The 11591-nt window shown below is 69.3% G+C and carries 10 protein-coding genes and 1 pseudogene; 2 read left to right on the top strand and 9 right to left on the bottom strand.

The genetic code is table 11. The features are described from left to right. Positions 1–24: 24 nt before the first annotated feature. Positions 25–1206, bottom strand: a complete 1182-nt coding sequence (locus tag ACFWP0_RS14365; RefSeq protein WP_377842997.1) for a CaiB/BaiF CoA transferase family protein — start codon at positions 1204–1206, stop codon at positions 25–27. Positions 1207–1466: 260 nt separating this feature from the next. Between ACFWP0_RS14365 and ACFWP0_RS14370 the strand changes: the two genes are divergently transcribed. Further along, positions 1467–2441, top strand: coding sequence for a Bug family tripartite tricarboxylate transporter substrate binding protein (locus ACFWP0_RS14370; RefSeq protein ID WP_377842999.1), 975 nt, complete (start codon positions 1467–1469; stop codon positions 2439–2441). Positions 2442–2455: 14 nt separating this feature from the next. Here the strand turns inward: ACFWP0_RS14370 and ACFWP0_RS14375 are convergent, their stop codons facing one another. The 8 genes and pseudogenes from ACFWP0_RS14375 to ACFWP0_RS14410 form a co-directional block, all read right to left on the bottom strand. Then, entirely contained in the window at positions 2456–2884 is a 429-nt protein-coding gene (locus ACFWP0_RS14375; RefSeq protein WP_377843001.1) for a PaaI family thioesterase, read from the bottom strand. A gap of 155 nt (positions 2885–3039) precedes the next feature. Continuing rightward, positions 3040–5142 carry a 3-hydroxyacyl-CoA dehydrogenase NAD-binding domain-containing protein gene (locus tag ACFWP0_RS14380; RefSeq protein ID WP_377843004.1) on the bottom strand — a complete coding sequence of 701 codons (2103 nt, stop codon included), beginning with the start codon at positions 5140–5142 and terminating at the stop codon, positions 3040–3042. 24 nt (positions 5143–5166) lie between these two features. Then, complete coding sequence (locus ACFWP0_RS14385; protein ID WP_377843384.1) at positions 5167–6303, bottom strand: acyl-CoA dehydrogenase family protein; 1137 nt, start codon at positions 6301–6303, stop codon at positions 5167–5169. After that, positions 6280–7467: pseudogene (locus ACFWP0_RS14390) on the bottom strand (acyl-CoA dehydrogenase family protein); the annotation flags it as partial. The pseudogene ACFWP0_RS14390 and the gene ACFWP0_RS14385, both read right to left, overlap by 24 nt. Further along, on the bottom strand, positions 7457–8119 hold the full coding sequence (locus ACFWP0_RS14395; RefSeq protein WP_377843007.1) for a 3-oxoacid CoA-transferase subunit B: 663 nt from the start codon (positions 8117–8119) through the stop codon (positions 7457–7459). The gene ACFWP0_RS14395 and the pseudogene ACFWP0_RS14390, both read right to left, overlap by 11 nt. Further along, positions 8116–8802: a 3-oxoacid CoA-transferase subunit A gene (locus ACFWP0_RS14400; RefSeq protein WP_377843010.1), complete on the bottom strand. Its 687-nt coding sequence runs from the start codon at positions 8800–8802 to the stop codon at positions 8116–8118. Before ACFWP0_RS14400 ends, ACFWP0_RS14395 begins: the two co-directional genes overlap by 4 nt. A gap of 11 nt (positions 8803–8813) precedes the next feature. Next, the gene (locus ACFWP0_RS14405; RefSeq protein WP_377843012.1) at positions 8814–9974 is read right to left on the bottom strand and encodes a thiolase; all 1161 of its coding nucleotides are present in this window, start codon (positions 9972–9974) and stop codon (positions 8814–8816) included. Beyond that, positions 9971–10363: a Zn-ribbon domain-containing OB-fold protein gene (locus tag ACFWP0_RS14410; RefSeq protein WP_377843015.1), complete on the bottom strand. Its 393-nt coding sequence runs from the start codon at positions 10361–10363 to the stop codon at positions 9971–9973. Before ACFWP0_RS14410 ends, ACFWP0_RS14405 begins: the two co-directional genes overlap by 4 nt. Before the next feature lie 219 nt (positions 10364–10582). On the opposite strand from ACFWP0_RS14410, the gene ACFWP0_RS14415 reads away from it, so the two are divergent. Next, positions 10583–11455, top strand: a complete 873-nt coding sequence (locus ACFWP0_RS14415) for an NAD(P)-dependent oxidoreductase (RefSeq protein ID WP_377843018.1) — start codon at positions 10583–10585, stop codon at positions 11453–11455. Positions 11456–11591 lie beyond the last annotated feature (136 nt).

Here is an 11591-nt window from a genome sequence, read left to right on the forward strand (position 1 = left end):
TCAATTTTGTCTCCTCGGGGTAAATCAAATCGTTGCCGGATTGGCCAGCACGGCGTCCGTGTGCTCGCCCAGCAGCGGCGGCGCAGCGCCCAGTTCTCCGGGCGGCGTGCCGGCCAGCAGCGGGTTGCGCACCAGCCGCACTTCGCCCAGCACCGGGTGGGTCGTCGTCTGCAGCAGTCCGCGGTGCTGCACCTGCGGATGCGCGAAGACCTCGTCCAGCGTGTGGATCGGACCCCACGGCACGCCGGCGGCGTCCAGCGCGTCCGTCCAGCGCTTGCGAGGCGCTGCGGCCAGCGCGCCGGCAACCAGCGGCCGGAGGCTGTCCATGTTCATCAGGCGCGCGCTGTTGGTGGCATAGCGCGCGTCGGCCGCCCATTCCGGATGGCCCGCCACGTCGCTAAAGCGCGCGAACTGGCCGTCGTTGCCGATCGCCAGGATCAGGTGGCCGTCGGCGCAGGCAAAGACCTCGTAAGGCGCGCAGTTCGGATGGGCGTTGCCGCTGCGCCGCGGCGCCACGCCCGACACCAGGTAATTGGCGCCCTGGTTGGCGTTCAGCGCCACCGCGACGTCCAGCAGGCAGATGTCCAGGGGCAGGCCCTGCCCGGTCTGGTCGCGCTGGCGCAAGGCGGCCAGCACGGCGGACGTGGCGTACATGCCGGTCATCAGGTCCACGACCGCAACGCCGGTGCGCAGCGGTCCCGCGCCGGGCGTGCCGTCGGGCTGGCCGGTGTAGCTCATGAGCCCGCCCATGCCCTGGAACACGTAGTCGTATCCGGGCTTGCCGGCCATGGGGCCGGACTGGCCGTAGCCGGTGATGGACAGGTAGATCAGGCGGGGGTTGATGCGCGCGAGCGAGGCATAGTCCAGCCCGTACTTGCAGAGGCCGCCGGCCTTGTAGTTTTCGACCAGGATGTCCGCATCGGCGACCAGCTCGCGCACGCGGGCCGCGCCGTCTTCGGTCGAGAAGTCGATGGCGACCGATTGCTTGCCGCGGTTGCAGGCCATGAAATAGGCCGACATCGATGCGGCGCCGTCGGCCGCGCGCAGGTCCGGCGGCCCCCAGCCGCGCGTGTCGTCGCCGCGTTCGGGGTGCTCGACCTTGATGACCTGCGCGCCGAGATCCGACAGGTTCTGCGTGCACCAGGGGCCCGCGAGGATGCGCGACAAGTCCACGACTTTGATGCCGCGCAAGGCGTTGTGAAGCATAGTGTCTCCGTGATTCAACCGCTTTCGGAAAATTATGTCAGCGGCGCCGCGGCGCGAGGAGTTGAATGTTTCGAACACTGCGTTCGCGGGCTTTCAAAGCGCGCGCCGCCCCCTGCGGCGGGCCCCGCGCTTTAGACAGCCGCGAACGTTGAATTCGAATATTTCGGATGGAGTAAAGCGACCCCCGACGCCATACTGGCTTCGCGGGAAGCGCGACGGCAACCGCGCCGCCCGGACGATAAGAACTCCTGGAGACAACCATGAATCGCACTATCCTGCGGCGCGGCGCGACGAGCGCGCTGCTGCTTTGCAGCCTGGCCGCCGGCGCCGCCCGCGCCGAATATCCCGACCATCCCGTCACCGTCGTGGTGGCCTTTGCGCCCGGCGGCATGACGGACATCGTCGCGCGCCTGCTGTCGGCGGAACTGGGCAAACGCTTCAACCAGACTTTCGTGGTCGAGAACAAGCCTGGCGCCGCCGGACAGGTCGGCACCGAGCTGGTGGCGCGCCAGAAGAACGACGGCTACACGCTGCTGATCAACGCCACGGGCCATGTGATCGGGCCGGCCGTCAACGACAAGGTCCGGTACAACCCCGTCAAGGACTTTGCGCCGATCGGCATCCTGGCGCGCGCGCCGAACCTGGTGGTGGTCAATGCCGGCGTGCCGGTCAAGACCGTTCCGGAATTCCTGGCCTGGGGCAAGTCGCAGCCCGGCGTGCCCTACGGCTCGGCCGGCTTTGGCGGCTCCACCCACCTGGGCGGCGAATGGCTGAAGAAAATCACCGGCGTGCCCATGGAGCACGTGCCCTACAAGGGCGCATCGCCCGCCACCAATGCGGTGGTGTCCGGCGAGCTGAAGGTGGCGGTGCAGGACGCGATGAGCGTGGCGCCTTTCATTAAATCGGGCCAGCTGCGCCCGATCGGCGTGGCCAGCGCGGAGCGCAGCAAGCTGTTTCCGGACCTGCCCACGTTCGCGGAATCGGGCGCGCCGGGCCTGGACGTCTACACCTGGCTGGGCTTTTATGCGCCGGCGGGGACGGACCCGGCGATCGTCTCCAAGCTCAATCAGGCCACCAACGACATCATGAACTCGCCCGAGATGGTGCAGCGCCTGGCCGGGCAGAACAGCGAGCCGCTGGGCCCGATGACGCCGGACCAGGTCAGCGCATTCGTCGCCGGCGAAACGGCCAAGTGGCGCGACGTGGTCCAGACCACCGGCGTCAAGGTGGAATAGGCGCCGCCGCGCCTTCAGCCGTCCGAGGCGGGGGTTGGCGCGGCGCGCACCGCGAAGACCGCGTTGGCCTTGAGCATGACGCGGCCTTCCACCTGCAGCAGGCAGTTGGCGTAGATCAGCCGCTTGCCCTGCTTGTCGATCCGAACGTGGGCTTCCAGCCAGTCGCCGGGCTTGACCGGATTCAGGTATTCCACCGACATCTGCACCGTCACCACCGACAGGTGCGCCCGCTGCGCGATCGTGTATCCCAGCGCGCTGTCGGCCAGCGTGGCCAGCAGCCCGCCATGGGCGATGGCGTGCATATTGGTGTGAGCATGCCCCACGCGCATCGCCAGGACGGAATCCGCATCGCGCCGGTACAGCGCGCCAAGCTCGGCCAGATGCGTCATGAAGGGACTGCTGGGCTGCCATGGCTCGAAGCCGGTCGGGATGGTGTCTGTCATGTTGTTCACGTGAAAGGACCCTGTACGGACCCCGGGATGGTTCGGATTCTTGCGGATATCCAGTGCAGTATCGCAAAGAAGGCCGCATCCGGCATGTTGCCCGATGCGGCCCCGGCCGCCCAGCGGACGCCCTTGCAGGTGCCCCGCCAGGCGTTTCAGAATGTGGCGGCGCCTTCGGCCGCCTTGCGCTCCAGCAGCGCGGCCGGCTTCCAGTGGTCGCCATGGGCCTGCCGCAGGGCGCGGATCTTCGCGAGCGTGGCGGCCAGGCCCAGCGTCTGCGCATAGAACATCGGGCCGCCGCGCGCGCCCGGAAATCCGTAGCCGTGCACGTATACGACATCCACGTCCGAGGCGCGCTGGGCGATGCCTTCGTCGATGATCTGCGCGCCCTCATTGACCAGCGCCAGCATGCAGCGCTCCACGATTTCCTCGTCGCTCACGGCGCGGCGCACGATGCCGGCCTCGCGCGCGCAGGCCTCGATGATGCCGTCGACCACCGGGTCGGGCAGCGGCTGGCGGCTGCCCGGCTCGTAGCGGTAGTAGCCCGCCTGCGTCTTCTGCCCAAAGCGGCCCAGCTCGCAGATGCGGTCCGCCACCTTGGAATAGCGCAGATGCGCGGGCCGGGTCGGCGCCAGGCGCTTGCGCGTCGCCCAGTTGATGTCCATGCCGGCCAGGTCCGCCATGGCCAGCGGGCCCATCGCCATGCCGAAGCGCGTCAGCGCGCCGTCTATCTGCTGCGGGCTGGCGCCCTCTTCCAGCAGAAAGCCCGCCTCGCGCCAGTAGCCGGTCAGCATGCGGTTGCCGACGAAGCCTTCGCATACGCCGACCAGGACGGGGATCTTGCCGATCTTCTGCGCCACCGCCATGCAGGTGGCGATGACGTCGGCGCCGGTGCGCGCTCCGCGCACGACCTCCAGCAGCTTCATGACGTTGGCGGGGCTGAAGAAATGCAGCCCGATCACCGCCTCGGGCCGCGCCGTGCTGGCGGCGATCTCGTCGATATTCAGCCGCGACGTGTTGGTGGCCAGGATGGCGCCCGCCTTGCACACGGCGTCCAGTTCGCGGAACACCGACTGCTTGACGGCCATGTCCTCGAACACGGCCTCGATCACCAGATCGGCCGCCGCCAGGTCCTGGATGTCCAGGCTGGGCGCGATGCGGGCGATCCGGGTTTCGACGCCGGCGGCGTCGAGCTTGCCCTTGGCGGCCGTGATCTCATAGTTCTTGCGGATGAGCGCCATGCCGCGGTCCAGCGCGGCCTGATCGCGCTCGTACAGCGTCACCGCATAGCCCGCGTTCGAGAACGCCATGGCGATGCCGCCGCCCATGGTGCCCGCCCCCAGGATGCCCACGCGTTCGACCGTGCCCGCGCGACCGCCGCCCGCGACGCGCGGAGCCTCTTTTTCCGCGAAGAACAGGTGGCGCAGCGCCTTGGACGCGTCGCCGGCGACCAGCGTGTCGAATTGCCTGCGCTCCTCGTCCAGGCCCGCCGCCATGGGCAGGCGCGTCGCGGCCTCGACGCAATCGATCGCCGCCTGCTGGGCCTGGGCATTGCGGGCCTTGGGATTGAGCCTGGCGCGCTCAGCGGCGAAGTCGACGCCGCTGGCTTGCACGGAGCGCGCCGCGACGACGGGGTGCGTCGCCTGGGCGGCCCGGTCCCGCGCATAGGACAGCGCCAGGTCCAGCACATCGCCGTCGGTGAGCGCGTCCACCAGCCCCGCGGCCAGCGCGGCGGCGGCGTCCACCGGCGCGCCGCCCTGGATCATCCTGAGCGCCGGCGCCACGCCGATCAGCCGCGGCAGCCGCTGGGTGCCGCCCCCGCCCGGCACCAGGCCCAGATTCACTTCCGGCAGGCCCAGCCGGGCGCCGGCCTGAGCCACGCGGTAATGGCAGCCCAGGGCCAGCTCCAGCCCGCCGCCCAGGGCAAAGCCGTGAATGGCGGCCACGACCGGCTTGTCCGATGCCTCGATCGCCGCGATCACGTCTCGCAGCATGGGCTTGGCCGCCGCGGCCGGCGTGTTGAACTGGCGGATGTCGGCGCCGCCGCAGAACGCCTTGCCGGCGCCCACGATCACGACGGCATCGACGCCGGCATCGGCGCGCGCGCGCGCCAGGCCGGCATGGAGGCCGGCGCGCACGGTGTCGCCCAGTCCGTTGACCGGAGGATTATCAAGAAACATCACCGCCACGCGCCCATGCAGGGCGTAGCGGACGGTGCTGGAGACGTCGTCGGACGGTTGGGTGACGGTGACGGTCATGGTGGTCCCTTGCGGCGGCGCGGCTTACGCCCGCGCCAGTTGCCGATAGCGGTTGATGTGATGGCGAGTGTCGCCTAGCGTGTATTCGATGGCCAGCAGCCGCTTGACGTAGTGGCCGACGGAAAGCTCGTCGGTCATGCCGATGGCGCCATGCAGCTGGATGCTCTGCTGGCTGATGTAGCGGGCGGCTTGGCCGCATCTGGCTTTGGCGGCCGAGGCCAGCCGGGCGCGCAGCGGCGCATCGTCCGGATCCGACCGCGCAGCCGCCCACGTCAGCGAACGCGCCTGCTCCAGGGCCAGCAGCATGTCCACCAGCCGGTGCTGCAGCGCCTGGAAGCCGCCCAGCGCCTGGCCGAACTGGCGGCGCGCGGCGACATGGTCGCGCGTGGCCTCCAGCAGCGCCTGCATGATGCCCAGCGCCTCCGCACACAGCGCCACGCGCGTGATGTCCGCTGCGTGCTCCAACGCCGCGCCGGCCTCGCCCAGACGCGCCGCGCCGGGCACGCGGCATCCCGCCAGCGCCACGTCGGCATGGATGCGCCCATCCAGGCCCAGGGCGCCTTCGCGGGTCAGCCCCGGCGCGTCCGCCTGGACCAGGAACAGCCCGAGTCCGGCCTCGTCGCGCGCCGTGACCAGCAATTGGCTTGCGCCCGCGCCGTGCGGGACGCGCCGCTTCACGCCATTCAGGATCCAGCCGTCGCCCTGGCGCTCGGCCGTCGCCTGCGCCGCGTCCAGGGCCCATTCCGAATCCGGGCCGGCATGGGCCAGGACGGGCGCGGCCGCGCCCTCCGCCATGCCGGCCAGCAAGGCGCGGACGGCCTCGCCTTCCGGCATGCGGGACAACAGCTGGCCGCAAAGCAGCGTGCTGGCGTCATACGGTTCGGTCACGAGATGGCGGCCGAACTGCTGCATCAGCACGCAGAGTTCGGGCAAGCCGGCCTCCATGCCGCCCGCGGATGCCGGCAGGCCCAGCCCGAGCAAACCCATGCCGGCAAAGGCCCGCCAGTGCGGTGTCGCGGCGGGGTCGGCGTCGACAGGCGGCGCGGGGCGGCCGGCGGGCGCCGGATATTCGCCCTGCAGATAGCGCGACACGGCATCGTCCAGCGCGCGCTCGTCTCCCGCGTAGTCGTCCGGCGCGCCCAGTCCCAGCTTGGCGATGATGTTTTTCTGGACCTCGTCCGTCCCGCCGTAGATCGATATCTTGCGCAGGTTCAGATAGAAGCCGGGCATGGCTTGCAGTTCTTCCTCGACGGTTGGCCCGCCCTGCGCGTAGCCGCGCTCCAGCGCGGACGATTGATAGGCCAGCGCATGCGCGCCGGCGGTGTCGACCAGCGCCTCGCTGATGCGCTGCGCCAGCGTGGATCCCAGGTATTTCAGGATCGACGCTTCGGCGCCATGGCCGGCGCCGCGCTGGTGGCGTGCGATCAGCCGCAGATTGGTCTGCTCCAGCGCCAGCGTGTCGATCTCCAGCTGCGTGAGCCGATGCGCGAATTCCCCATCTTGCGCCAACGGCCCGCCGTCGACCACGCGCTGGGAAGCCAGCCGCTGCAGATGGGCGAGTTCGCGCTTGGCCCGCCCGACCCGGGCCGCGCCGAAGCGTTCGTGCGACAGCAGGTATTTGGCGTAGGTCCAGCCGCGATCCGCCTCGCCCACCAGATGCGAGAGCGGCACCACGACGTCGTCCAGGAAGACCTCGTTGATTTCCTCGCCGCCGTCCAGCGTGCGGATGGGCCGCAGCGACACGCCCGAACTGCGCATGTCGATGAGCAGGAACGAAATGCCCTCCTGCGCCTTGGCGCCACCACCGGTCCGCGCCAGGCAGAACATCATGTCGGCGTACTGCGCGTAGGTCGTCCAGGTTTTCTGGCCATTGACTACATAGGTGTCGCCCACCCGCCGCGCGCGGGTGGCAAGCGAGGCCAGGTCGGAGCCCGCGCCCGGCTCGGAATAGCCCTGGCACCACCAGTCCTGCCCGTTCAGGATGCGCGGCAGGAAATGGCTTTTCTGCCAGTCCGAGCCGTAGGCCATGATGACGGGCGCCACCATGCGCAGGCCGAAGGGCACGGTCTCGGGCGCGCCCGCCAGCGCGCATTCCTCGTCGAACGCGTCGCGCTGCTCGATGCTCCAGCCCGCGCCGCCATGTTCCGCCGGCCAGTTCGGCGCGACCCAGCCGCGCTCGTGCAGGATGTGGTGCCAGCGCTGGAAGTCCTGCTTGTCCAGGCGCTGGTGGTCCATCACCTTGCGCCGCAGGTCGGCGGGAAGCTCGTCGCGCAGGAACGCGCGGACCTCGTCGCGGAAGCCGGCCAGATCCGTGTCATGCGGCATGTTCTAGATCCTGGGAAAAGCGCAGCGGCGCATCGGTGGCGGCCTGCAAGGCCTCGCGGCTCAATCCGGACGCCATGTCGCGCACCAGAAAGCCTTGTGGCGTGACGTCCAGCGTGGCCAGGTCGGTGTAGACGCGGTCGACGCAGCCGGCGCCGGTCAGCGGCAGGTCGCAGACGCGGCGCAGGCGCGAACGACCGTCGCGGGTCGTGTGCTCCATCAGCACGTGGACGCGCTTGGCGCCCACCGCCAGATCCATGGCCCCGCCCACCGCCGCGGCCACGCCGGGCTGGCCCAGCGACCAGTTGGCCAGATCGCCGCTCTCCGACACCTGGTAGGCCCCCAGGATGCAGTAATCCAGGTGGCCGCCCCGCATCATGGCGAAGGAATCGGCATGATTGAAGAAGCTGCCGCCCGCGGACATGGCGACGTTCTGCTTGGCCGCATTGGTCAGGTCCGGATCGACCGGATCGTCTTCCGAACGCGCCCTCATGCCCAGGATGCCGTTCTCGCTGTGGACGATGACGCCATGCGCGGGTGTCCAGTAATCCAGCGCCATGACCGGCAGGCCGATGCCCAGATTGACGTAGGAGCCGGCGGGTATGTCGGCGGCGGCGCGGCGCGCGATGTCCGCGCGCGAGTATTGTTGCGTCATTGCAGGCCTCCGGCCAGTTGTGCGTCGGGGATGCGCAGCACGCGCTGCACGAAGATGCCGGGCGTGACGATGTGCTCCGGATCCAGCCCGCCGACCTCGGCAAGCGCGTGCACCTGGACGATGGCGGTGGCCGCGGCCATGCACATCAGCGGCCCGAAGTTGCGCCCCGCCTTGCGGTAGACCAGGTTGCCCATCGCATCGGCGCACTGCGCCTTCACCAGCGCATAGTCCGCCGGCAAGGGCTCCTCGAACACATGGCCTACGCCCTTGATGACGCGCGTTTCCTTGCCTTCGGCCAGCAGCGTGCCGTAGCCCGTCGGCGTGAAGAAGCCGCCCAGGCCCGAGCCGGCGGCGCGCAGCCGTTCGGCCAGGGTGCCCTGCGGCACGCATTCGTAGTCGATCCGGCCTTCGGCGTAAGCCGTCTCGAAGGCCTGGGACTCCGCGCCGCGCGGGTACGAGGCAATCAGCTTGCGCACGCGGCCCAGCCGGATGAGGCGGGCCAGGCCGCTGTCGCGGCTGCCGCTGTTGTTGCACACCACGGTCAGGTCGCGCGCGCCCTGCTCCACCAGCGCGTCCAGTAAATCCACGGGCTGGCCGGACAGGCCGAAGCCGCTGACCAGCACGGTGGCGCCGTCCGGAATGTCCGCCACGGCCTGCGCGGCGGAATGGACAGTCTTGTTCATCGGGGTCTCCGTCACAGGGTATGGGAAAGAATGGCCGTGGCCTGGCTGGACAGCACGCCGCCGTTGCCGTGCACCAGCGCCACGTCGGCGCGGCCGACCTGCCGCTCTCCGGCTTCGCGGCGCAGCTGCGCCACGGCTTCGATCACCAGAAAAATGCTGTACATCCCGGGATGACCGAACGACAGGCCGCCGCCATTGGTGTTCATCGGCAGGTCGCCGCCCGGCTCGATGCGGCCGCCGCCGATGAACGCCCCGCCCTCGCCCTTGGCGCAGAAGCCCAGGTCTTCAAGGAACAGGATGGGATTGATCGTGAAGGCGTCGTAGAGCTCGACCAGGTCAATGTCGGCGGGCGTCAGGCCGGCCTCGGCGAACGCGGCCCGGCCGGAATCCACGGCGGGCGTGACGGTGACGTCGGGCATGCAGGAGATCTGGCGGTGCCAGTGCGCGTGGCCGGTGCCCAGCACGTAGATGGGGCGCGGATGCAGGTCGCGGGCGCGGTCGGCGCGCGTCACCACGAAGGCGCCCGCGCCGTCGGTTACCAGGCAGCAGTCGCGCACGGTCAGCGGATCCGAGATCATCTTCGCGCCGAGCACGTCGTCGATCGTGAGCGGCGCGCGCAGAAAGGCGTCCGGGTTGAGCTGCGCCCATTTGCGCGCCGCCACCGCGACCTCGGCCAGCTGGCGCCGCGTGGTGCCGTACTGGTGCATGTGGCGCGCCGCCGCCAGCGCATAACTGGACACGGGATTGAACGGCTTGTACGGGTGTTCGTAAGGCTGCGGGTCCAGCGCCGCGCGCATCTGGTTGATCTGCGTGCTGCTGGGCGCGCTGCGCGGGTTGGCGCCGTAGCACACCAGCACGTGGTCGCACTGGCCGGCCTCGATGGCCATCGCCGCGACCTTGAGATCGGCGATAAACGACGAGCCGCCAAACATGGTGCTGTCGGAGAAGCGCGGCCGGATGCCCAGGTATTCCGACATCCGCATCACCCACCACGGCGACGTCAGGCTGGAGGTGATGATGCCGTCGATGTCCTGCATCTTCAGGCCGCTGGCGGCCACGGCCCGATGGGCGGCCTGCGCGATGATCTCCTGTTCGGTGCGCCCCCCGCAGTCGCCCAGTCCGGCCATGCCGGCGCCCAGGACGGCGATCGCGCCGCGATAGCTCCGGCTCATGCCCGTTCCTCCGGTTGCGCCACGAACACCAGCAGCGGCTCTCCGTCCACGCTATCGATCCGGGCCCGCACCGGCAGGCCGATGCGCACCGCTTCCGGCGGCATGTCCACCACGCGGCTCATCATCCGCGGGCCTTCGGCAAGATCCACCAGGCAGACGGTGTAGTCGCCGGCCTTGCTGCGCACCACGGTGGTGGAATAGACCTCGCCGAGGCCGCTGGGCTCCATCCAGCGCAGCGCGTCGGCGCCGCAATGCGGGCAGACGACGCGGGGGTAGAAATGGTGCCGGGCGCAGGCCTGGCATTGCGGGATCATGAAGCGGCCCTGCGCGAGCTGCTCGAAGTAGTGGCGCTCGGCGCTGGCGGCCGGCTCGGTTGCGGTGTGCGGCATGCTGATTGTGGCCGCCCTGAAGGCGGCTGTCTCCGTTTTATGTCGTTGCCCGCCTGTCGTGGCTTGCGGCGTGAAACGATTTTAGGAATGGCGCATGCCCCTGACCATCCGAAAGATTCGAAGGCTTCTTTCGGCGTATACGAAGCGGTCATGGGACGCCCGGCCAGACGGAGTAAGATTTACGCCACAACAAACCCTACATGGCAGGAGCAGTGGAAGATGGCGAAAGTCGGCATGGTTGGTATCGGCCTCATGGGCCACGGCATTGCAAGCAATCTGGTCAAGCACGGTCATGCCCTGACCGTGCTTGAACACCCGGGCAACCAGCCCCTGGACGCGCTGAAGGCCGCCGGCGCGGCCAGCGTGGCCGACGGCGCCGCGCTGGCGGCCCAGTCGGACGTGATCATCCTCTGCGTTACCGGCAGCCCGCAGGTCGAAGCCGTGCTGCTGTCGGCCGGCGGCGTGCTGGAAGGCCTGCGGCCCGGCACCGTCATCATCGACTGCTCGACCGCCATCCCCTCGTCCACCGTGAAGATGGCCGAGGCCGTGGCCGAAAGCGGCGGCCGCTTCCTGGATGCGCCGATGACGCGCACGCCGAAGGAAGCCGCCGAAGGCCGGCTGAACCTGCTGGTGGGCGGCGACGCCGCGCTGTTCGAGGAATGCAAGCCGCTGCTGGCCTGCTTTGCCGAGAACATCACGCACGCGGGTCCCATCGGGGCCGGGCATCGCATGAAGCTGCTGCACAACTACGTGTCGCTGGGCGTGATCGCCCTGCTGTCCGAAGCGGCGGCTTGCGCGCTGCGTTCCGACATTGATCCGGCCGTGTTCGCCGAAGTGCTGTCCAAGGGCGGCGGCGGCGGCGTGGCGCTGGAACGCATCAAGCCCTACCTGCTGGAACAGGACCCGTCGTCGCTGCGCTTCTTCATGTCGAACGCGCAAAAGGACCTGTCCTACTACAACACCATGGCCGCCGAGGCCGGCGCGGTGCGCGAGATCGGCGCGGCCGTGCAGCACACGTTCGACCAGGCTGTCACGCAAGGCGGCGGCGAGCGCTACGTGCCGGAACTGGTGTCGCTGCTGAAGGATCGCTAGGAAGGGCAGCTCTCGTGCTTGTGGGTGTCAGACACCTATGCTCATGGGGTGTCTGACACCAATGAGAGGTGTCTGACACCCATGAGAGAGGTGTCTGACACCCATGAGTTGCCGTCGCAAGCTTGAGGGCCGTCTC

Source organism: Achromobacter sp. NPDC058515, from assembly GCF_042721735.1.
Classification (GTDB): Bacteria; Pseudomonadota; Gammaproteobacteria; order Burkholderiales; family Burkholderiaceae_B; genus Achromobacter.